Source organism: Mesorhizobium sp. M0208 (assembly GCF_040322015.1).
Lineage (GTDB): Bacteria > Pseudomonadota > Alphaproteobacteria > Rhizobiales > Rhizobiaceae > Mesorhizobium.
The window spans coordinates 14,123-37,380 of the sequence record NZ_JAMYSP010000024.1; the positions used below are offsets into that span (position 1 = coordinate 14,123).

16 protein-coding genes are annotated in these 23,258 nt (G+C 63.9%); 12 read left to right on the top strand and 4 right to left on the bottom strand.

What is annotated here, in order from left to right:
* The first annotated feature begins 15 nt into the window (after positions 1-15).
* The 10 genes from NKJ17_RS22275 (at position 16) to amaB (ending at position 16,856) form a co-directional block, all read left to right on the top strand.
* Entirely contained in the window at positions 16-1,197 is a 1,182-nt protein-coding gene (locus NKJ17_RS22275; protein ID WP_352506294.1) for a serine hydrolase domain-containing protein, read from the top strand.
* Between the two features lie 123 nt (positions 1,198-1,320).
* On the top strand, positions 1,321-3,633 hold the full coding sequence (locus NKJ17_RS22280; RefSeq protein ID WP_352506293.1) for a Tex family protein: 2,313 nt from the start codon (positions 1,321-1,323) through the stop codon (positions 3,631-3,633).
* Between the two features lie 238 nt (positions 3,634-3,871).
* On the top strand, positions 3,872-5,077 hold the full coding sequence (locus tag NKJ17_RS22285) for an acyl-CoA dehydrogenase (RefSeq protein WP_352689981.1): 1,206 nt from the start codon (positions 3,872-3,874) through the stop codon (positions 5,075-5,077).
* A gap of 447 nt (positions 5,078-5,524) precedes the next feature.
* Positions 5,525-8,896 (top strand): transglutaminase family protein, encoded by a 3,372-nt coding sequence (locus NKJ17_RS22290; RefSeq protein WP_352689982.1) that lies wholly within the window; start codon positions 5,525-5,527, stop codon positions 8,894-8,896.
* Positions 8,897-8,902: 6 nt separating this feature from the next.
* Positions 8,903-11,314 carry a circularly permuted type 2 ATP-grasp protein gene (locus NKJ17_RS22295; protein WP_352689983.1) on the top strand — a complete coding sequence of 804 codons (2,412 nt, stop codon included), beginning with the start codon at positions 8,903-8,905 and terminating at the stop codon, positions 11,312-11,314.
* A 7-nt stretch (positions 11,315-11,321) separates the two neighbouring features.
* On the top strand, positions 11,322-12,206 hold the full coding sequence (locus tag NKJ17_RS22300) for a transglutaminase family protein (protein ID WP_352689984.1): 885 nt from the start codon (positions 11,322-11,324) through the stop codon (positions 12,204-12,206).
* A 118-nt stretch (positions 12,207-12,324) separates the two neighbouring features.
* A complete protein-coding gene (locus NKJ17_RS22305; RefSeq protein ID WP_352689985.1) occupies positions 12,325-13,446 on the top strand; it encodes a DNA topoisomerase IB in 1,122 nt (373 codons plus the stop codon).
* 81 nt (positions 13,447-13,527) lie between these two features.
* Positions 13,528-13,902, top strand: a complete 375-nt coding sequence (locus NKJ17_RS22310; protein WP_254817007.1) for a YciI family protein — start codon at positions 13,528-13,530, stop codon at positions 13,900-13,902.
* Positions 13,899-15,161, top strand: coding sequence for an RNA polymerase sigma factor (locus NKJ17_RS22315; protein WP_254817008.1), 1,263 nt, complete (start codon positions 13,899-13,901; stop codon positions 15,159-15,161). Before NKJ17_RS22310 ends, NKJ17_RS22315 begins: the two co-directional genes overlap by 4 nt.
* A gap of 183 nt (positions 15,162-15,344) precedes the next feature.
* Complete coding sequence (gene amaB, locus NKJ17_RS22320; RefSeq protein ID WP_352689998.1) at positions 15,345-16,856, top strand: L-piperidine-6-carboxylate dehydrogenase; 1,512 nt, start codon at positions 15,345-15,347, stop codon at positions 16,854-16,856.
* 59 nt (positions 16,857-16,915) lie between these two features.
* Here the strand turns inward: amaB and NKJ17_RS22325 are convergent, their stop codons facing one another.
* The gene (locus NKJ17_RS22325; protein ID WP_352689986.1) at positions 16,916-17,779 is read right to left on the bottom strand and encodes a hypothetical protein; all 864 of its coding nucleotides are present in this window, start codon (positions 17,777-17,779) and stop codon (positions 16,916-16,918) included.
* A 711-nt stretch (positions 17,780-18,490) separates the two neighbouring features.
* Between NKJ17_RS22325 and NKJ17_RS22330 the strand changes: the two genes are divergently transcribed.
* Both NKJ17_RS22330 and NKJ17_RS22335 read left to right on the top strand, forming a co-directional pair.
* Positions 18,491-19,303, top strand: a complete 813-nt coding sequence (locus tag NKJ17_RS22330) for a nucleotidyltransferase family protein (RefSeq protein WP_254817010.1) — start codon at positions 18,491-18,493, stop codon at positions 19,301-19,303.
* Entirely contained in the window at positions 19,296-20,048 is a 753-nt protein-coding gene (locus NKJ17_RS22335; RefSeq protein ID WP_352478321.1) for a metallophosphoesterase family protein, read from the top strand. The genes NKJ17_RS22330 and NKJ17_RS22335 overlap by 8 nt, the downstream gene beginning before the upstream one ends.
* A gap of 64 nt (positions 20,049-20,112) precedes the next feature.
* Here the strand turns inward: NKJ17_RS22335 and NKJ17_RS22340 are convergent, their stop codons facing one another.
* From NKJ17_RS22340 to NKJ17_RS22350, 3 genes are all read right to left on the bottom strand, one after another.
* On the bottom strand, positions 20,113-20,277 hold the full coding sequence (locus NKJ17_RS22340) for a hypothetical protein (RefSeq protein WP_352478323.1): 165 nt from the start codon (positions 20,275-20,277) through the stop codon (positions 20,113-20,115).
* A gap of 93 nt (positions 20,278-20,370) precedes the next feature.
* On the bottom strand, positions 20,371-21,984 hold the full coding sequence (locus tag NKJ17_RS22345) for a DHA2 family efflux MFS transporter permease subunit (protein ID WP_352506286.1): 1,614 nt from the start codon (positions 21,982-21,984) through the stop codon (positions 20,371-20,373).
* Complete coding sequence (locus tag NKJ17_RS22350) at positions 21,981-23,084, bottom strand: HlyD family secretion protein (protein ID WP_352506285.1); 1,104 nt, start codon at positions 23,082-23,084, stop codon at positions 21,981-21,983. Before NKJ17_RS22350 ends, NKJ17_RS22345 begins: the two co-directional genes overlap by 4 nt.
* Between the last annotated feature and the right edge of the window lie 174 nt (positions 23,085-23,258).

Below are 23,258 nucleotides of genomic sequence, written 5' to 3' on the forward strand. Positions count from 1 at the left end.
TCCTGAAGGAACGCTATGACCGGCAAGACCGCGTTTGAGACCAGGTATGGCTTTGCCCGAAACCAAGTGCTGCTCGGCAATTGGCGGGAAAGCCCGTTCAGCCGGTGGTCGTTCCAGAATGTCGGCGAGCTGGTGCCGAGCGCTGCCGTGACGGCAAGGCCGGGCAGCAGCGAGGCGCCGGCGCAGGATTTCGGCGGGCTACTTGGCGAAAAGGTCGCCCTTGCAGGCGGCGCGGAGACTGTCGCGGCGTTTCTCGCGCGCTCCGATACCGACGCGCTGACGATCATGAAAGCCGGCAAATTCGTCGGCGACTGGTTCGCACCGCATATGGAGTTCGGTTCACGCCACATCGTCTTTTCGATCAGCAAGTCGCTGACCGCCATTGTTGCCGGCATATTGGAAGGCGAGGGGATTTTCGATCCGCAGGCTCCGGTAAGCCGCTACCTGCCCGAAGCCCCCGGCTCGGCCTATGGCGATGCACGTGTGCGGCACGTGCTCGACATGAGTGTCAGCCTCGATTTCGAAGAGGCCTATCTCGATCCGGACAGCGCCTTCGCCCGCTATCGCCGTGCAATGCTGTGGAATCCAGGCGGGGGCACCGAGGGCCTGGCCACTTTCCTCACGACGCTGCAGAGCCTGACCGAGCCGCATGGCCGGACGTTCCGCTACCTTTCGCCCAATTCCGACCTGCTCGGCATCCTGCTCGAACGCGCGTCTGGCCAGCGTTTCGCCGATCTGATGCGCGAGAAATTATGGGAGCCGCTCGGCGCCGTCGGCGACGCCTCGGTGACAGTCGACATGGAAGGCACGGCGCGTACCGCCGGCGGCATTTCGGTGACACCGCGCGACCTTGCGCGCGTCGGCGAGATGATGCGGCAAGGTGGCGTGGCCAATGGCCGCCGCGTCGTGCCGGAAGCCTGGATGCGCGACACGACCGAAACCGGCGGTGACGCCGAGGCATGGCGGCGCGGCACGATGGCGTCCCTGTTTCCGCGTGGCCGCTATCGCAACAAATGGTACCAGACGGGCGCGGCAAGCGGCGCCTTCTGCGGCATCGGCATTCACGGCCAGTGGCTTTACGTCAATCCGATGGCTGAAATTGTCATCGCAAAGATGTCGTCGCAGCCGGTACCGGTCGACGATCCGCTCGATCTGGATTTGATTTCTTTCTTCGAGGCGCTGAGCCGGATGGTCTGATCCGATCTGTACCGCTCATGCAGCTTTCCTGTGGACCTTTCAGCGGGTTGAAAACGCTGCGGTTGGCGCAGCGGGCGTCTCCGCCTATGGTCGCTGCTCTTTTCGACCAACGACAGGTAGGACATGGCATCCGACATCAAGCGCATCGCAATCATCATAGCCGCCGAAATCGGCGCGCGGCCCGAACAGGCTGCGGCGGCGATCGGTTTGCTGGACGACGGCGCGACAGTGCCCTTCGTGGCGCGCTACCGCAAGGAGGTCACCGGCGGCCTCGACGACACGCAGCTGCGCGATCTTGCCGAGCGGCTCGCCTATCTGCGCGAACTCGACGCGCGCCGCGACACCATCCTTGGTTCGATCCGCGAGCAGGGCAAGCTAACCGAGGGGCTTGAAGCGAAAATCGCTGCTGCCGTGACCAAGGCGGAACTCGAAGATATCTACCTGCCTTACAAGCCGAAGCGCCGGACCAAGGCCGAGATCGCGCGCGAGCGTGGGCTGGGCCCGCTGGCGGAAGCTATTCTCGCCGACCGTGCGGCCACGCCCGCCGAGCTGGCGCTGGCCTACATCAGCGAAGGCGTGGCAGACGCCAAGGCAGCGCTCGAGGGTGCGCGCGACATCCTGTCCGAGCAGTTCGCCGAGAATGCCGACCTGGTCGGCAGATTGCGGACTTATATGAAGGAACGCGCATTCCTGCGGTCGCGCGTCGTCGACGGCAAGCAGGAGGCCGGCGCCAAATTTTCGGACTATTTCGACCATGTAGAGCGCTGGGCCAACGTGCCGAGCCATCGCGCGCTGGCCATGCTGCGCGGCCGCAACGAGGAGGTTCTGTCGCTCGACATCGAGGTCGATGCCGACGATGCCTCGCCGGTGAAGCCGGTCGAGCGGATGATTGCCGATGCTTATGCCATCGGCCGCCAGTTGCCGGGAGACCGCTGGCTGATGGAAGTAGCCAGCTGGACCTGGCGCATAAAGCTGTCGCTGCACCTGACGCTCGATCTGATGCGGGACTTGCGTGAACGGGCCGAGGAAGAAGCGATCCATGTCTTCGCCCGCAATCTCAAGGATTTGCTGCTTGCCGCCCCTGCCGGCTCACGGCCGACGATGGGCCTCGATCCGGGCATTCGCACCGGCGTCAAGGTGGCGGTGGTGGACGGCACCGGCAAGCTGCTGGCGACGACGACGGTCTATCCGTTCCCGCCGAAGAATGATGTCCGCGGCACGCAGGCCGAACTGGCCAAGCTCATCCGGCTGCATAAAGTCGAGCTGATCTCGATCGGCAACGGCACCGGCAGCCGCGAGACTGAAAGGCTGGTGGCCGACATGCTGGCTGACATGCCTGCCGGGTCCGGGCCGAAGCCGCTCAAGGTGATCGTCAGCGAAGCCGGTGCCTCGGTCTATTCCGCCTCGGCAACGGCGGCGGCGGAATTTCCCGGCCTCGACGTGTCGCTGCGCGGGGCGGTGTCGATCGCCCGGCGCCTGCAGGATCCGCTCGCCGAACTGGTCAAGATCGAGCCGAAGTCGATCGGCGTCGGCCAGTATCAGCACGACGTCGATCAGTACCGCCTCGGCCGCTCGCTGGAAGCGGTGGTCGAGGATGCGGTCAACGCCGTCGGCGTCGACCTCAACACGGCGTCAGCGCCGCTTCTGGCGCGGGTTTCGGGTCTCGGCGCATCGCTGGCCGAGGCGATCGTTGCGCACCGGGACGCGACCGGCCCGTTCGCAAACCGCCGCGAGCTGTTGAAGGTCTCCCGCCTTGGACCCCGCGCGTTCGAGCAATGCGCCGGCTTCCTGCGCATTCCCGACGGCAGCGAGCCGCTCGATGCCTCCGCCGTGCATCCGGAAGCCTATGGCGTGGCCAAGAAGATCGTTGCGGCCTGCGGGCGCGACGTTCGCTCTCTGATGGGCGACAGCGCCGCACTCAAGGCGCTCGATCCGCGCGTCTTCGTCGATGAGCGCTTCGGCCTGCCGACGGTGCGCGACATCCTGGCGGAGCTGGAAAAGCCCGGCCGCGATCCGCGCCCCGGCTTCAAGACCGCGACCTTTGCCGATGGCATCGACGACATCAAGGATCTGAAGCCCGGCATGCAGCTTGAAGGCACCGTCACCAATGTCGCGGCCTTCGGTGCCTTCGTCGATATCGGCGTGCACCAGGACGGATTGGTGCACGTCTCGCAACTGGCTGATCGGTTCATCAAGGACGCGCATGAGGTGGTCAAGGCCGGCGACGTGGTCAAGGTGCGTGTCGTCGACGTCGATATCAAGCGCAAGCGCATCGGCCTGTCGATGCGCAAGGATGGCGACGGTGGCGCACCGAAGCCACGCGACAATGGCAGCAGGCCGGTGCCGCGCGCGCCGGCGCCCCAACGCCAGTCGGAGCGGCCGGCGCAGCAGGGCGCGTTCGGCGCCGCGTTGGCCGATGCGTTGAAGCGGAAATAATTCGCGAGCCGGGCTGTGGCAGGTCAGACGGCGGCGCTCGACATTGATGATCCATCACCAATGCTCATGGATCGGCGAAGCTATTTCGTTTGATTTTTTCAGGACGGGAGCCGATAAGCCGCGCGTTTCAAGATTTCTGTTTCGATGCATGTCGTTATCTCCAGGCTGCCGAACACCCTCGGGTCAGGCCCGCGGGCAAGCTTTGGGCGACATGCACGAGTTTGGGAGACCGAGAGCCATGGCCGCCGACAAGAACGCATTCGTCTGGGATGATCCTTTCCTGATCGAGGACCAGCTTTCGGAGGACGAGCGCATGGTGCGCGATGGCGCCGCGGCGTTTGCCGCCGACAAGCTCGCTCCGAAGATCGAGGAAGCCTACCTCGAGGAAAAGACCGACGCCGGGATCTTTCGCGAAATGGGCGAGGCGGGTCTGCTCGGCATCACCATCCCCGAGGAATATGGCGGGCTCGGCGCCAACTACGTCACCTACGGGCTGGTCGCGCGGGAAGTGGAGCGGATCGATTCCGGCTATCGGTCGATGATGAGCGTGCAGTCGTCGCTGGTGATGTATCCGATCCATGCCTATGGCTCGGAAGAACAACGCAGGAAATACCTGCCGAAGCTGGCGTCGGGCGAATGGATCGGCTGCTTTGGCTTGACCGAACCTGATGCCGGTTCCGACCCGGGCGGCATGAAGACGCGGGCCGAGAAGACCGCGAACGGCTACAGGATCTCCGGCTCGAAAATGTGGATTTCCAACGCGCCGATCGCCGACATTTTCGTCGTTTGGGCAAAGTTGTCCGACGAAAGTGGGGGCGCGCATGACAACCAGATTCGCGGCTTTGTCCTGGAAAAGGGCATGAACGGGCTGTCGGCGCCGAAGATCGGCGGCAAGCTGTCGCTTCGCGCGTCGATCACCGGCGAAGTGGTGATGGAAGGCGTCGAGGTCGGCGAGGACGCGCTGCTGCCCAATGTCTCGGGTCTCAAAGGACCGTTCGGCTGCCTCAACCGGGCGCGCTACGGCATCTCCTGGGGTGCGATGGGCGCGGCGGAGGATTGCTGGCACCGTGCTCGCCAGTATGGCCTCGACCGCAAGCAGTTCGGCAAGCCGCTGGCCGGCACGCAGCTTTTCCAGAAGAAGCTCGCCGACATGCAGACCGAGATCGCGCTCGGCCTGCAGGGCAGCCTGCGCGTCGGGCGGCTTATGGACGAAGGCAAGATGGCGCCGGAGATGATCTCGCTGGTCAAGCGCAACAATTGCGGCAAGGCGCTCGACATCGCCCGCCAAGCCCGCGACATGCATGGCGGCAACGGCATCCAGATCGGCTACCACGTCATGCGCCACGCGCAGAACCTGGAGACGGTCAACACCTATGAGGGCACGCATGACGTGCATGCGCTGATCCTCGGACGGGCGCAGACCGGGTTGCAGGCGTTCTTTTAGCATCGGCAGGGGTCCTCCGCTTCCAGGGGGCCATTGCCTGGCATCTCCCCCGCAAGGCGGGCGATCGGCAGCTTTCGTCGGCGGTGCCACATTTTGTTCTTGCTTTGTGCCGGCAGCTATGCTACTAATTTGGATATGGTGCTAATTGGCTCCAACGACCCGCCCGCCGAGGCGGGTTTTTCTTTTCCGCTGTTTTCGACGAAGCATCGCGTGTGCTGCCGATCATCGATATCGGCGGGAAGCGCCCGGTGCTGGACCCGCCGCACCTCGGCCCAGCACCGTTGCAACGTCATGCCGCCACGCGGAATCCCAAGGTCGGCGCTCCGTTTCGTGAAGCTATGAAAGCTTCTTAATTTAGGTGCAGCGCAACATCTCTGCTTGGAGAATGCTCAGCATTCGTGTCAGGGTTCAGCGAACTCCTTTTGAAACGCCGACCTCAGGGGCACCATGGCAATTCTGGCAGCCGTCTATCACCTGACCCACTACAAATACGACAGGCCGGTCGTCTTGGGCCCGCAAGTCATAAGGTTGCAGCCTGCGCCGCATTCCCGCACGAAAGTGCTCAGCCATTCGCTGAAGGTCGGGCCGGCAAATCACTTCGTCAATTTGCAGCAGGATCCCTACGGCAATTTCCTTGCCCGCTTCGTCTTCCCCGAGCCGGTGACGGAACTGAAGATCGAGGTCGATCTCGTTGCCGACATGACAGTCTACAATCCGTTCGATTTCTTCGTCGAGCCCTCGGCCGAGACGTTTCCGTTCGAATACCCCGAAGAGATCAGGGACGATCTGACCATCTACCGGACGCCGGAACCGGCGGGGCCGCTGTTGGAGGCATTCCTCAAAACCCTCGACCGCAGCCCGACCAACACCGTCAATTTTGTCGTCGACCTCAATGCGAGGCTGCAGCGCGAGATCGCCTATATCGTGCGCATGGAAACCGGCGTCTTCTCGCCCGAGGAAACGCTGGCCGCCGGCAAGGGGTCGTGCCGGGATTCCAGCTGGCTCCTGGTGCAGATACTGAGGAACCTCGGCATCGCTGCGCGCTTCGTTTCCGGCTACCTGATCCAGCTGAAGCCCGACCTCGTCGCGCTTGACGGACCGCCCGGCACCGCAGTCGACTTCACCGATCTCCATGCCTGGTGCGAGGTGTATCTGCCGGGCGCCGGCTGGATCGGCTTCGACCCGACCTCCGGCCTGCTCACCGGCGAAAGCCATGTGCCTCTCGCGGCAACGCCGCATTTCCGCAATGCCGCGCCGATCTCCGGCATGGCGAGCTTCGCCAATGTCGAGTTCGGCTTCGACATGCGGGTCGACCGCATCGCCGAGCATCCGCGCATTACCAAGCCGTTTTCCGACGAAAGCTGGCAGGCGCTCGATGCGCTGGGCAACCAGGTTGACGCCGCGCTTGATGCCGGCGACGTGCGGCTGACCATGGGCGGCGAGCCGACCTTCGTCTCGATCGACGATTTCGAGGCTGCAGAGTGGAACACCGCCGCCGTCGGGCCAACCAAACGCGAAAAGGCCGATGCGCTGATCCGCCGGCTGCGCGAGCGCTTCGCGCCGGGCGGCTTCCTGCATTACGGACAGGGCAAATGGTATCCCGGCGAAAGCCTGCCGCGCTGGACCTTCTCGCTCTACTGGCGCACCGACGGCGAGCCGGTGTGGAGCGACCCGTCGCTGATCGCGCATGAAAAGAGCGAGGCGGATGTCGGACCGATGCAGGCCGAGAGCCTGCTGACCGCGATTGCCGACGAACTCGGCATCGACAAGACGATGGTCAGCGAAGCCTATGAGGACCCCGCCGAATGGCTGCTCAAGGAAGGCAAGCTGCCTGACAACGTCGATCCTTCCAATTCGAAGCTGGAGGACCCGGAGGAGCGCAGCCGCATGGCGCGGGTGTTCGAACGCGGGCTGACCAAGCCGTCGGGCTATGTGCTGCCTGTCCAGCGCTGGAACAGCCAGGCGTCAGGACCGCGCTGGCGCTCGGAGAAGTGGAAGACGCGGCGCGGCAGGCTGTTCCTGGTGCCGGGAGATTCACCGGTAGGTTACCGCCTGCCGCTCGGCACGCTGCCTTACGTGCCGCCGGCGCAGTTCCCCTACATCGTGCCGGTCGACCCATCGCTGCCGCGCGGACCATTGCCGGCGCGTGAGGCGATCTTGCCCGATTCTGCTTCTTCGCCTGCGTCGGCCGAACTTGAAGGCGCCGACGAAATGGCGCGACGCCAGCAGGCCGTTTCCTTCACGGCCGTTACCGGCCAGCAGGACCGCGTCGAACAGGAGATCACCGAGATCGGCGGCGCCGTGCGCACGGCACTTTCGGCCGAGCCGCGCGACGGACGGCTTTGTGTGTTCATGCCGCCTGTCGAGGCGCTGGAGGACTATCTCGAACTGGTCGCGGCGGCGGAGAACGCGGCAAAGGCTATTGGCCTGCCTGTGCATATCGAGGGTTACGGCCCGCCGCACGATCCGCGCCTCAACGTCATCCGTGTGGCACCCGATCCCGGCGTCATCGAAGTCAATATCCACCCCGCCGCGAATTGGCAGGATTGCGTGGCGACGACCACGGCGATCTACGAGGAGGCGCGGCAGACGCGGCTTGGCGCCGACAAGTTCATGATCGATGGCCGCCATACCGGCACCGGCGGCGGCAACCACGTTGTCGTCGGCGGCGCAACGCCCAATGACAGTCCGTTCCTGCGCCGCCCCGACCTGTTGAAAAGCCTGGTGCTGCAGTGGCAGCGGCATCCGTCGCTGTCCTATCTGTTCTCCGGCCTGTTCATCGGCCCGACCAGCCAGGCGCCGCGCTTCGACGAGGCACGCCACGATTCGCTCTACGAACTCGAAATCGCGATGGCGCAGGTGCCGCATCCGGACAAGGGCGCGGCACCGCTGCCGTGGCTGGTCGACCGGCTGTTCCGCAACCTTCTGACCGACGTGACCGGCAATACCCATCGCTCGGAAATCTGCATCGACAAGCTATTTTCGCCGGACGGGCCGACCGGCCGGCTCGGGCTGGTCGAATTCCGCGGCTTCGAGATGCCGCCCAACGCGCGCATGAGCCTGGCGCAGCAATTGCTGGTGCGCGCCATCATCGCTCGGGCCTGGAAGAACCCGCTCGACGGCCGCTTCGTGCGCTGGGGCACCTCGCTGCACGACCGTTTCATGCTGCCGCATTATGTCTGGGCTGACTTTCTCGATGTGCTGGACGACCTCAAGCTGAACGGCTTTGCATTCCGTCCGGAATGGTTCGACGCCCAGCTCGAATTCCGCTTCCCGTTCTGCGGCGAGGTCCAGCATGCCGGTATCAAGCTGGAGCTCAGGCAGGCGCTGGAGCCGTGGCATGTGATGGGCGAGCAAGGCGCGATCGGCGGCACCGTGCGCTTTGTCGATTCCTCCGTCGAGCGGCTGCAGGTGAAGACCGAGGGGCTCAACCCGGAGCGTCACGCGGTCGTCTGCAACGGCCGCCTGGTGCCGATGAAGGTGACCGACAACCGCGAGATCGCGGTGGCCGGCGTGCGCTTCAAGGCCTGGCAGCCGGCGTCGGGCCTGCATCCGGCGCTGCCGGTCAACACGCCGCTGGTCTTCGACATCTATGACCGCTGGTCGGGCCGCGCGGTCGGCGGCTGCGTCTACCACGTCGCGCATCCCGGCGGGCGCAGCTACGACACGTTCCCCGTCAACGGCAACGAAGCGGAGGCGCGGCGGCTCGCCCGCTTCGAGCCGCGTGGCCATACGCCGTCCAGCTATGTGCTGCGCAACGAAGAAGGCTCTGAAGATTTCCCGATGACCCTTGACCTTCGGCGACCGCAAAGACTCTGATCAGCCATGGCGAAGGGGAATCACAAAAGGCTGCGCAGCAAGCCGCAGACCCACAGTCTGCTGGAGCACTACCAGCCGATCGACGGCGTCGTCGACGAGATGGTCGATGCGTCGGGCAATCCGCGGCCGGCCTGGCGGCACTTCATCGAGGCGCTGGAGGACCTGGGGCCGGAAAAGCTTGCCCAGCGCTTCGCCCGCGCCGACCAATACCTCCGCGACGCCGGCGTCTACTACCGAGTCTATGACAAGGCCGGCGCCAACGAGCGGGAATGGCCGCTGGCACATGTGCCGCTGCTGATCGAGGAGCAGGAATGGGCTGAGATCAGCGCCGGCCTGGTCCAGCGCGCCGATCTGTTCGAGGAGACCATCGCCGACATTTACGGGCCGAACCGGCTGGTCGAGAAAGGCATTCTGCCGGCCGGATTGATCGCGGCCAGCCCGGAATATTTGCGGCCGGTCGTCGGCACCAGGCCGGCCAGCGGCCATTTCCTGCATTTCTGCGCCTTCGAGCTCGGTCGTGGCCCGGACGGCCGCTGGTGGGTGCTTGGCGACCGCACACAGGCCCCATCTGGCGCCGGCTTCGCACTGGAAAACCGCGTCGCCACCACCAGGGCGCTGTCCGACATCTACGGCGAAATGCATGTGCACCGCCTGGCCGGCTTCTTCCGCCGTTTTCGCGATGCGCTGATCGGCATGGCCAAGCAAGCCGGTGGCCGTGTCGCCATCCTGACGCCGGGACCGCTGAACGAAACCTATTACGAACATGCCTATATCGCCCGCTATCTCGGCATCATGCTGCTCGAGGGCGAGGACCTGACCGTCTCGGGCGGCAGGCTGATGGTGCGCACGGTTTCGGGGCTGATGCCGGTGAGCGTCTTGTGGCGGCGGCTCGACGCCGCCTTCGCCGATCCGCTCGAACTGCGGCCGGACTCGCAGATCGGCACGCCGGGGCTGGTCGAAGCGGTCCGGCAGGGGGCGGTTTCGGCCGTCAACGCGCTGGGCTCCGGCCTGATGGAGACACGCGCGCTGCTCGCCTTCCTGCCGAAGATTTCGCGCGCCCTGCGCAACGAGGAACTGCTGCTGCCGACCGTGGCGACGTGGTGGTGCGGGCAGGAGGCGGAGCGCGAGCATGTGCTCGCCAATATCGATAGCATGGTGATCGGTCCGGCGCTGTCGACGCGGCTCGCCTTCGAGGATGACGGCTCGACCAAGCTCGGGTCAGCGCTGTCGGTCGAGGAGCGGGCCGAACTCGTCGCCCGGATCGAACGGGACGGCGGCGACTTCGTCGGCCAGGAAGCGGTGACGCTGTCGACCACCCCGGTCTATGTCGGCGGCTGGCTGGAGCCGCGGCCGGCAAGCCTGCGCGTCTATCTGGCGCGGACGCCCGAAGGCTGGACCGTGATGCCGGGCGGTTTTGCCCGTGTCGGCTTTTCGCTCGACCCGACGGCCATCGCCATGCAGCGTGGCGGCCAGGCGGCGGATGTCTGGGTGGTCAGCGACAGGCCGGTGGAGCGCGAGACGCTGCTGCCGCAGGAGCACGACAGCTTTACCCGAACCTTGCCAGGCAGCCTGCCCAGCCGCGCGGCGGAAAACCTGACATGGCTTGGGCGCTATATCGAGCGGTCGGAAGACACGGTGCGCATCCTGCGCGCCTACCATGTGCGGCTGGCCGAGACATCCGATCCCGAGATGCCGCTGCTCGCCGATATCAGGGACCATCTCGCGCCGTTCGGCATCGACGTCGAGACGGCAATCCCATTGGGGCTCATCAGCACCCTGGACAGCGCCGTCTACAGTGCCGGACAGATCCGAGACCGTTTCTCGCCGGATGGCTGGCTGGCATTGAAGGATCTGTCGAAGACCATCCATCAATTTGCCGCCACTGTGGCGCCGGGCGATGACGCGACAAGGGCAATGACGGTGATCCTGCGCAAGCTGGCCGGGTTTTCCGGCCTGCTGCACGAGAACATGTACCGCTTTGCCGGCTGGCGTTTCCTCGAAATCGGCCGCAGGCTCGAACGCGGCATCCAGATCGCCCGCACGCTCGCCCGGCTGACCAGAGCCCAGGCGCCTGAAGGCGCACTCGACATGATGCTGGAGATCGGCGACAGCGTCATGACGCACCGTCGGCAATATCCGGTGCAGGCGGGGCGGCGCACGGTGGTCGACCTTCTGGCGCTCGATCCGCTCAACCCGCGCTCGATCCTTTTCCAGCTCGAACGGCTGAAGGCCGAAATCGCGCTGCTGCCCTCCGTCGGGGCTGAAGGCCATATGTCGCCGGCGGCCAAGGAAATTCTGCAGCTCAACACGTCGATCGCCATCAAGGAGCCCTCGGACATGACGGCCGAGGCCCTCGGCGATCTCGCCAATGAAATCGGCGGGCTCTACAACAGCCTCGCCAAAGCCTATTTCGGGTAGAGACAGCATGCTCTATGACATCAGGCTTCACCTGCGTTACGACTATGATGCGGCGGCCGGTGGCGGCCGCCATCAGGTGCGCGTGCTGCCGCCGACCATCCCTGGCGTGCAGCGCGTCGTCGCCGCTTCACTGTCTTTTGTGCCGGCGCCCAGCGAACGCTCCGACTTTTCCGACTTTTTCGGCAACAGTGTCACCTCGATCGCCTTTCGTGACGCGCATGATGCGCTCGACATCAGGATGAGCGCGCGTGTTTCAGTGTCGCGGCCGGAGCCCGGGCTCGACGTATCGCCGGACATACGCCGGCTGAGGGAAGAACTCGGCGCCGTGCACTCGCTGGCGCCGGCGTCGCCGCATCACTTTCTGGCCACCAGCGATCATGCCGGCATCGACCCGGCAATCACTGCCTATGCGAAAGACAGTGCCGGCAGTTCGACAGTCGGCACGGCCATGGCTCTGTGCAACCGCATTCACCGCGATTTCACCTATGACGGCGAGGCGACCACCGTGCAGACGCGGGCCAGCGACGCCTTCGGCCTGAAGCGCGGCGTCTGCCAGGATTTTTCCCACATCATGATCGCCGGCCTGCGCGGCCTCGGCATTCCTGCCGGCTATGTCAGCGGGTTCCTGCGCACCATCCCGCCGCGCGGAAAGCCGCGGCTCGAAGGCGCCGACGCCATGCATGCCTGGGTCAAGGTGTGGTGCGGACGCGATGCCGGCTGGCAGGAATTCGATCCGACCAATGGCATGCGGGCAAGCAACGACCATATCACGGTCGGCTACGGCCGCGACTACTCCGATGTGGCGCCGATCGTCGGCGTGTTGAAAACCACGGGCGGGCAGGTCGGCGAACAGGCGGTCGACGTCATACCGGTCGTGCTCGAAAAGGCGTGATGACGCATGTCTTCGTTGCACGGCGACGTCGATAGGCTGTTCTGGAACCAAGAGATCAAGAGGCGGTGGAACCCGCAGCCGGCAAGCGGCTTATCTACGGAAATTCCGTGGAGAGGACATGCTCGACAAATCCGAGTCGTCGTCTGGCCGATCGGCTGTGAGGAAAGCTGCACCAAAGAACGGGGTGCCGCGGAACGGGGCGCTGGAGAATGGCGCGCAAGCCTCGGCCGTTCGGGCCTCGCTCAATTATGTCACCGACACTGAACCCGGTATTCGCCGGCTGCGTTCGGGCAAGGGGTTCTCGTACAAAGGACCCGACGGGCGGATTGTCGACGGGGAGGCGCTGGCACGCATCAAGGCGCTCGCCATCCCCCCGGCCTGGACGGACGTCTGGATCTCGCCGGATTCCGATGGTCATATCCAGGCGACCGGTAGGGACCAGCGTGGACGCAAACAATACCGCTATCACCCGCACTGGGCGGAGGAGCGTGACGGCGTCAAATATTCGAGCCTGGTCGCCTTCGCCGAGAGCCTGCCCGAACTGCGGCGGCAGATCGACGTCGATTTGCGCCGTCACGGCCTGCCGCTGGAACGCGTCGTTTCGGCTATCGTCTGGCTGCTCGACAACACGATGATCCGTGTCGGCAATGCCGCCTACGCGCGCGACAATAAGAGTTTTGGGTTGACCACGCTGCGCGACCGCCATGTCGACATCAAGGGCTCGAGCCTGCGCTTCGCCTTCATCGGCAAATCCGGCAAGGAATGGAGATTGAAGCTTGTCGATCGCCGGATTGCCAAGGTCGTGCGTGGAGCGCAGGACCTGCCGGGGCAGAAGTTGTTCCAGTATCTCGACGAGGAGGGAAACAGGCGTCCGGTGCGCTCAGACGACGTCAACCGCTATATCAGGGAACACGCCGGAGCGGAGTTCAGTTCCAAGCACTTCAGAACCTGGGGTGGCACCATTCATGCCGCGTCGCTGTTTGCCCAAACCGAACGTCCCGAAAGCCAGGCGCAGCAAAAGCGGGTGATGAACAATGTCATCGACAAGGTTGCCGAGCGGCTTGGCAACACACGCGCGGTCTGTCGCCAATGCTATATTCATCCGGAGGTCTTCCGCGCCTGGTCCGAAGGACGGCTGCTCGACGAAATGGCGGATGCCAACAAAGGCAAGCGCTCGGTCGCCGGGCTAGACGACGAGGAGGCCCTGGTCTTGAGATGGCTGAAGGCGAGAGAAAGCTGACGTCGGACCGCGGCGTATTTTTTTGTCGACGCCATGTCGGCATCGGTCCTAGTGTTTCGTCCTTTGAGAAAAGGACGAACCATGCTCTACGCGATCCTCTGCTATGCCTCTGAAGACGTCGTCTGCTCCTGGAGCAAGGAGCAGGACGATGCCGTCATGGAAAAACTTCTGGGTGTGCAGGAAAAATATGCCCAGGCGGGCCGCCTTGGCCCGGTGGCGCGGCTCTTGCCGACGACCGCGGCGACGACGCTGAGGAAGGTCAAGGGCGAATCGATCGTCATCGACGGCCCGTTTGCCGAAACCAAGGAACAGTTCCTCGGCTTCTACACGCTCGAATGCGCCGACCTCGATGAGGCGGTCGACTTCGCGCGTGAGCTTTCCGAGGTCAACCCGAGCGGCGGCTCCTATGAAATCCGGCCGGTCTCGCTCTTCAATCCCGCCAAGGTTTCCGCATGACCGAACTCGCCTGGATCAGCACGGCAATCAGCACCGCTCGCCCGCAGGTGATGGGGGCATTGCTGCGCTACTTCCGCGACCTCGACGCGGCGGAGGAAGCATTCCAGGACGCCTGCCTGAGGGCACTGAACAACTGGCCGAAAAACGGCCCGCCGCGCGATCCGGCAGCCTGGCTGATCTTCGTCGGCCGCAACAGCGGCATCGATGCGGTGCGCAAGCGCGCCAAGCAGGCGCCGCTGCCGGAGGAGGACCAGATCTCCGACCTGGAAGATGCCGAGAGCGACGTCGCCGAGCGGCTGGACGGGGCGCATTACCGTGACGATATTTTGCGGCTGCTGTTCATCTGCTGCCATCCAGACCTGCCGGCCACACAGCAGATCGCCGTGGCGTTGCGCATCGTCTCCGGCCTGACGGTCAAGCAGATCGCCCGCGCCTTCCTCGTCGGTGAGAGCGCGATGGAGCAGCGTATCACGCGCGCCAAGGCGCGTATCGCCGACGCCGGGGTGCCGTTCGAGACGCCGGGAGCGGTCGAGCGCTCCGAACGGCTCGCCGCCGTCGCTGCCATGGTCTACCTGATCTTCAACGAAGGCTATTCCAGCAACAGCGGCGAGGCATCGGCGCGTGCGCCGCTTTGCGAAGAGGCGATCCGGCTGGCCCGGCTGCTGCTCAGGCTGTTCCAGACCGAGCCGGAGATCATGGGGCTGACGGCGCTGTTGCTGCTGCAACATGCACGCGCGCCTGCCCGCTTCGACGAGAACGGCGAGATCGTGCTGCTCGAAGACCAGGACCGCAGCCTGTGGAGCCGCAAGATGATCGATGAAGGCCTGGCGCTGGTCGATAAGGCGTTGCGCCATCGCAAGCCCGGTCCGTACCAGGTGCAAGCGGCGATCGCCGCACTGCATGCGCGGGCGGAAAAGCCCGAGGATACGGACTGGAACGAGATCGACCTGCTCTACGGCCTGCTCGAGCAGATGCAGCCGTCGCCGGTGGTGACGCTCAACCGCGCCGTCGCGGTCTCCAAGGTGCGTGGACCGGAAGCCGCACTCGCCATGATCGAGCCGCTGGAGGGGCGGCTTTCCGGCTATTTCCATTTCTTCGGCCTCAAGGGCGGACTGCTGATGCAGCTTGACCGCGGCGAGGAGGCGCGCGTCGCTTTCGACCGCGCCATCGCGCTTGCCAATACCGCCGCCGAGGCCGCGCATATCCGCATGCATATCGACCGGCTGATGAAAGAAGGCGCCAAGCAAACGGCGCATTGATCCGACGCCTTCGCCTGGTTCAACGGTCTGACCTTTGCTTAGACCATGCCGGGGTGGCGATTTTTCCCTGAAACGAGTAATGCCACGCCATGACAGCGCCTGGTGTGCCAACCGGCAGGGGGCGGGTATGGCGCCAGGCTTGGACCGACGCCATATGAGCGACGGGATCTGAAAGGGATGAAAATGACGATTGCGAAGGAAACGGCCGGGCTTCTGGCGAAACTGGGCGTTGCCGAAGGCGCGCTCACGGGCGGCGACCTCATCGTCCGCAGCCCGGTGACCGGCGAGCAGATCGCCGCGCTGAAGACCATCTCGCCGGCCGATGCGGCGACGACCATCGACAATGCCTACAAAGCTTTCCTGGCGTGGCGGCAGGTGCCAGCTCCCAAACGTGGAGAACTGGTACGGCTGCTCGGCGAGGAATTGCGCACACACAAGGCCGAGCTTGGCCGGTTGGTATCGATCGAAGTCGGCAAGATCCCATCCGAGGGTCTTGGCGAAGTGCAGGAGATGATCGACATCTGCGATTTCGCCGTCGGTCTTTCCCGGCAACTGTACGGCCTGACCATCGCCACCGAGCGTCCCGGCCATCGTATGATGGAAACCTGGCATCCGCTCGGCGTCGTCGGGGTCATCTCGGCCTTCAACTTTCCGGTCGCGGTATGGTCGTGGAACGCAGCACTTGCGCTGGTCTGCGGCGACGCGGTGGTGTGGAAGCCGTCCGAGAAGACACCGCTGACGGCGCTCGCCTGCGAAGCGATCTTCAAGCGTGCAGCAGAGCGTTTCGGCGATGCGCCGAAGGGGCTGGCGCCGGTTCTGATCGGCGATCGCGCCGTCGGCGAGATCCTGGTCGATCATCCCAAGGTGCCGCTGGTCTCGGCGACCGGCTCGACGCGCATGGGCAGGGACGTCGGACCACGGCTGGCGAAGCGCTTTGCCCGTGCCGTGCTGGAGCTCGGCGGCAACAATGCCGGCATCGTCTGCCCGACGGCCGATCTCGACATGGCGCTCCGCGCAATCGCCTTCGGCGCCATGGGCACGGCCGGCCAGCGCTGCACGACGCTCAGGCGCCTGTTCGTGCATGAGAGCGTCTACGACCAGCTCGTTCCGCGCCTGAAGAAGGCCTATGGAAGCGTCTCGGTCGGCAATCCGCTGGAGACAAGCGCTCTGGTCGGCCCGCTGATCGATAAGGCTGCCTACAAGAATATGCAGAAGGCGCTGGAGGAGGCGGCTTCGCATGGCGGTAAGATAACCGGCGGAATGCGGGTCGAGAACGGCCATCCCGAGGCCTACTATGTGCGTCCGGCGCTGGTCGAAATGCCGCGGCAGGTTTCGCCAGTGACGGAGGAGACCTTCGCGCCCATCCTCTACGTGATGAAATATTCGGACTTCGACGCCGTGCTAGAAGAACACAATGCGGTGGGAGCGGGGCTGTCATCGTCGATCTTTACCCGCGACCTGCAGGAATCCGAGCGCTTTCTTAGCGTCGACGGATCGGACTGCGGCATCGCCAACGTCAATATAGGCACGTCAGGGGCCGAGATCGGCGGCGCCTTCGGTGGCGAGAAGGAAACCGGCGGCGGCCGCGAGAGCGGTTCCGATGCCTGGAAGGCCTATATGCGGCGCGCTACCAATACGGTGAACTATTCCAAGGCGCTGCCGCTTGCGCAGGGCGTGTCGTTCGACATCGATTGAAATGCCAGACCTCCGTCGCGGCGGCGCCAAGGCCGCCACGACGGCGTTCGGCTTGCGGTTCAGCTGGCGTCGGGAGTTACAACACAATTGTCGAAGGCTGAATCGATGATGGCGAGCTTGACCGCCTGGGCGGTCATGTATTCCTGATAGAACTCGCTCGACACCCACATGACCGAATGACCGCGCTGGCCCAGCCAGCCGATGCTGCCGAGTTCCTCCGCATCGCGCAATTTGCGTGAAAGGTGGGTCCGGGAAAGCTTGAGCCAGTTCGCGAAATCTCCGATTGAGACGACACCGGTCGGAATTCGGTCCAGGTCGGCATGATCGGGATCGACGCCGGACATCAGCCAATCCATCACGATGCCGCCATTGTCGAGCCAGGTGAACAAGGAAAAAGTCTGTCTTGGCTCGCGCACGGCATGCGACGAAAGCAGGCCGTCGGCCACCAGCGGCTGCAGTTTGGCGAGCACGTCCGGTTGTGCGACGAATGCAGCCAGTCGAGATCCACCGTCCAGGCTGTCCAGCGTTTTCAGATGAGCCATGACCCAGCCGGCAACCGTCTCCAGAGTGCCCGCGACCGGCTCAAAGGGGCGGATGCGCCCGTATTTAATCGGCAGATGCCGGATGAAACCGTAATGCAGCATCTCCTTCAGGAAGGCATCGGCGGTGTTGCGGCTGGCCACCGAATGCCGGCGGATTCCGTCCATGAACCGTGCGGACGTAAGTCCCTTGCGATGGTCGTCCGGCTCTCGATCGAAATACAAGGCAAGGCCGATATGGGCCATCAGCCAGCGTTGTTGCGTGGCGAACACCGAAGCCAGCCGCGGGTTCGCTTCATAGGTCTGGAGCAGCGCCCGCGACTGAGCCTGGACGTGCCGACGCAATGCCGGATGGCTGGCAATATCTTCAGAAACCAGCGCCATCCCGCCGAGCCCAACCAAATTTGCAACTGGAAATACCGGTCACAATTTCAGCCTTCGCGGACCGTGTCCAGAGCCGGCACATCAGGATACGAGCTGAATCCCGCCGGCTAGCAATTACGCGACTTGGTCGCCGAGGATGCGATCTCGCGAGGCGCTGATCTTGCCGCGCGAGACTAGCCTGCTTGAACCCATAATGGTGGCTTCGCCTGGCCAGCCCGCATTCCCCGACGGCGAGGCGGAACCAACACCAGTTTTGCTCGTTGAAGAACGCTGATTGGACTGAGACAGTGAGGAATTACAAAATGGAGAATGGGCTTTTCGCCACGCCGCCTGCAGCGTTCCGAAAAACAGAGTCGGTTTGGCTACGGGCGCTCAAGTGGCTGTTAAGCCGGGTGCGCAGCGCCTCCGACAGCTCCGGAACCATGTTGAAGCCAATCCTTGCTGGACCGGAGGATGGCGGGGTCCACTCCGCCTCGACGCGTTTGAGCCGATCTCGACGCGTTTGAGGCCGACCGCGCTGCGATTTTGACTCCAAAAGTAGCCGCTCACATATTTTTTCTTTTTATGGCCGCCGCCGCAACCTCGCCCATAGCCGCTTCGAAGGCCGGCCACGGCGGCGTGTCGGCCTGATGCAGCAGGCGGGAACCATCGGGCATGCTTGGCTATTAGATACAGGCGGCTGCTGGTCTGCCGAGCCAGGAGCCATTGCTTATGATCATCGATCCCCCACCGAAAAGCGCCATCCCGGCATCAGTTCCGTCGGTCGATCCAAAAGCCGCCCCGACGCCTCGCAATGCCGAAGCGGAGGTCTTTTATATCGAAGCGATCCGCGAGCTTGTCGCGACCGGCATCCCCTTTCTCGTCGCCGGCACCTATGCCGTAAGCGCCTATACCGGGATCACCCGCCCGACCAAGGATCTGGACATTTTCTGCAAGGCCGGCGACTGCGCGCGCATCCTCGCCCATTTCAAGCAGATCGGCTACGCCGTCGTGGTCGAGGACGACCGGTGGCTGGGCAAAGTGTTCAAGGGCACGCATTTTTTCGACGTCATCTTCACCTCGATGAACGGCACAATGCCTGTCGACGACCAGTGGCTGGAGCATGCTCGCCAGGCCGAATTGCTGGGCAGCCAGGTGCGGATCATCGGCCCAACCGAGCTTATCTGGTCCAAATGCTTCATCCAGGATCGCGGCCGCCACGATGGGGCCGACGTCGCGCATACCATCCTCAAAGCGCACGACCAGATCGACTGGCAAAGGCTGCTTTCCTACATGGAAGTCCATTGGGAAGTTCTGCTGATGCATCTCTTGAACTTCCGATGGATCTATCCGACGGAGCGCGACCGGGTGCCCGCGTGGCTGCTCGACGAACTGCTTGACCGGCTGGCCAAGCAGCGCGAATTGCCGCCTTCCCGGATGCGGATCTGCCGCGGGCGCATGCTTTCACGAACCGACTATGAGATCGACGTCAAGCAATGGGGCTTTGCCGACGTCGGCGGTGAAGGAGAATATAGCGATGGCTGACGGGCTCGAATCTGCTTCGGCAAAGGCGGAAAATGGCGGCACTCTCAAGGTCGCCGCAATCGGCGATCTGCATGTCGGCAAGGAGGACCAGGCCTCGTACCGCGACCTTTTCGGCGAGATGTCGCGTGAAGCCCAGGTTCTCGTGCTGACGGGCGACCTTACCAATCTCGGCAAGCCTAGGGAGGCCGAAATCCTTGCCGAGGAACTGCGTGCCTGCACGATCCCGGTCGTCGCCGTACTTGGCAACCACGACTATGAGTCAGGCGCCGTCGAGCAGGTTACCGATATTCTGCGCCAGGCAGGCGTTCACCTCCTCGACGGCGAGGCGACGGAGATTCATGAGGTCGGGTTCGTGGGGGTCAAGGGTTTCGTTGGCGGTTTTGGATCGCGCATGCTCGGCTCCTTCGGCGAACCGGCCATCAAGTCGATGGTGGCGGAAAGCGTGAACGAAGCGATGCGGCTTGAAAACGCTATGCGGCAGGTCCGCGCCAAACGCACGCTTGTCGTCCTGCACTACGCGCCTGTCGTCGAGACGGTCGAAGGCGAGCCGCTGGAGATCTTCCCGTTTCTCGGTTCGTCACGTCTGGCCGAGACGATAGACCGGTTCCAGGTCAGCGCAGTTGTGCATGGTCATGCGCATCGCGGCGCTTACGAGGGCCGCACGCCGGGCGGGGCGTCGGTCTATAACGTTGCCATGCATGTCGCCAAGCCGACCGGCCGCCCCTACGCCATGCTCGAAATCTGACAGGCGGCGCCACTGGCGCAGGCAATCGCAGTACACACTGCAGAACGATCACGGCAATTGCCGGCTAAAAAGCCGTCCGCTTCGGTGGAATGTCGTTTTCATCCGGGTTGGGAACGGGGTCCTCGTCGGGGAGCCTGTCGGGGTCCGGCTCACGCACGGGCTTGGGATCGGGAATAGGAGGCGGTGGCACCGGCGTCGGTGTCGGCTCGGGTGTGGGGATAGTGGCCATCGTAATCATCTCCTCTTGGCGCAGAACAACGCAACAGGTCGGCTGGTTCCCGGCTTGCCCGTTTTTGGAAAACCACACCGTCGCACTTGCCGGTCAGCCCATTTCGGGATTCGGCTGGCTGCCACCCGACTTGCTTGACCGCAGCAGCAGCGCCAGCGGAACCAGCAGGGCGGTTGCCACCGCGCAGTAGCGGAAGACATCGACATAGGCGAGCAGCGTGGCCTGGCGGGCGATCAACTGACCAAGCCAGCCGATCGCATGCTGCTTCGCCTCGACCATCGGCGAACCCTGGGCGACGAAATGCTCAGTCGCCTGCCGAAGCGCCTGCTGATAGGCGGGCGACGATTGCGCGGTGTGGCCGACCAGATTCGATTGATGGATCTGGGAGCTTTGCGAAATGACGGTGTTGGACAGCGAGACGCCGATGCTGCCGCCGATATTGCGTGCAACGTTGATCAGCGCCGACGCCTGGTTGGTCTTCTGCGGGGGCAGGCCGACATAGGCCGCGGTTGAAATGGGAATGAACAGGAACGGCAGCCCGACCATCAGGAAAACACGGGCAAAGGCAAAGAAGCGGAAGCTGGCGTCCGGAGTAAGCGAGGTCATGTGCCAAAGGGCCACTGCGACCACCGACATGCCCATCATGATCAGATATTTGGGCTGCACGATGCTGCCTACAAATCCGGACACCGGCATCAAGATCAGCATGGCGATGCCGCCCGGCATCATCGAAAGGCCCGAGAGCGTCGCGGTGTAGGCAAATGTCGTCTGCTGCAGCTGCGGCACGATCTGGGTGGTGCTGAACAGGATAGCACCGACTGCCATCATGACCAGGAACGCCGTGCCGAACTGGCGCGTGAACAATAGGTGCATGTCGACGACCGGATCGCTGCGACTGATTTCCCATGGGATAAGCAGCAGGAACGCGATCGCGGAAATCACTGCGAAAGTGGTGATGAAATTCGAGGCGAACCAATCGTAGCGCTGGCCCCGGTCGAGAAAGATCTCCAGGCACCCCAAGGCTATCGCCACCAGGACGAAACCGACCCCATCGATCTTCAGGCCGCCTTTCAGCCGTTCCTTGCGTTCGCGTTCGAGTACGTCCGGTTCGACCAAGAGCCACTGCACCAGCGCCAGCGACAGGATGCCGAACGGCACGTTGATGAAGAAGATCCAGTGCCAGGAGAAATGGTCCGTCAGCCAGCCGCCGATCGTCGGCCCGACCGTCGGTGCGACGATGACCGCAATGCCGTAAAGCGCGAAGGCCTGCGAGCGCTTTTCTGGCGGGAACGTATCGGCAAGGATCGATTGCTCGCTTGGCGCCATGCCGCCGCCGCCGAGTCCCTGAAGGACCCTGAACAGGATGAGCAGTTCCAGGTTGGGCGCCAGTCCGCACAGCAGCGACGCGACGGTGAAGGTCGCAACGCAGAGCATGTAGTAGCGCTTGCGGCCGATGACGTTTGCCAGCCAGCCGCTGACCGGGATGATCACCGAGTTGGCAACGAGATAGGTGGTAATCACCCAGGTGCTTTCGTCCATTCCGGCCGCCAGGCTGCCGGCGATATTGCGCAGGGCGACATTGGCGATCGAGGTGTCCAGCACCAGCATGAAAGTGGCGATGGAGACGACGACGGCGATAAGCCAGGGATTGTGCGTCCCGGCGGCGGATCGGCTTTCGCCCTGATTTCTGGCGGTTTCGCCGTTCATCGCACCTTGACCGTCGGCACCACCGACAGGCCGGGACCGAGAAGCACATCCGGCGGCTTGTCGAAGACGATCTTGACCGGCACGCGCTGCACCACCTTGACGTAATTGCCGGTGGCATTTTCAGCCGGCAGGAGGCTGAAGGCGGTGCCGCTGCCGGCCTGGATGCTGTCGACGCGGCCATGGAAGGACTTGTCCGGGTAGGCGTCGATGTCGATGTCGACCGGCTGTCCCTGCCGCATCAGATCGAGCTGCGTCTCCTTGAAGTTGGCCTTCACCCAGACCTCGTCGGGAACGAACATCATCAATACCTGGCCGGGTTGGGCGTAGGTGCCGTTCGCGGCGGAAATGCTCGTTGCGCGCCCGGCTGCGGGTGCTGTGATAGTCGTGCGCGACAGCGTCGTGCGAGCTTGCTCCTGGCTGGCCTTGGCCTGCTCGAGCTGCGCCTCGGCGCTCCTGGCCTGTGCCTGCAAGACCGAAACCTGGCTTTTTGCCGAGGCGACATTGGCCTCGGCGCTGTCCAGCGCGGCCTGGTCCTGACGCAACGTCGATGCCGCCTGCTGCGCCTGCTGCTGCGTTGCCGTGCCCCTGGCCAGGAGTTCGCGGTTGCGTTGATCCTCGGCCTTGGCGAAATCCAGCGCCGCCTTGGCCTGGGCAACCTGCCTCTGGGCAGCGTTCACCTTTGCGTTTTGAGCCTCGACCTGGGCGGTGACATTGACGATTGCGGCCTCGGCCGCAGCGACGCCGGCATCGGCCTGCTTCAGGTTTGCCTGATAGTCGCTGTCATCGATACGCAGGAGGACATCGCCGGCCTGTACATGCTGATTGTCGGTAACCGCCAGCTCGGTAACGCGGCCGGCTATTTGCGCGCCGATCGTCACCGTGCGCGCGTCTATGAAGGCGTCGTCGGTCGATTCGTACTGGCGAGCGTTCAGCCACCAGATCGCGATGCCTGCCGCGACGAGCAACAGCGCAAGTGCTATCGCTGCGGCCGCATAGGGATGGCGCCTGGGAAAGCCGAGCAGACCGGCCTTTCGTTGCGAGGCATTCCCGTCGGGCTGTTCCTGCCGGGGCTCTGCCGATCGCCCACGAGATTCTCGCACCCGGGCCGGTTGCTCCCGAGTTTCATTTACAGGCTCGACGTCTTGTTCGACGCTTTGAGGCTTCGTGTCCAACGGAATTGCTTTCAAGACTGATATTGCAGCCGCCGAAGCGGACGCAAAGCCAAACGGCAAGCTTCCGCAAAAGTTCCTGTCCGGAACGGGGTGGTCGGGTTA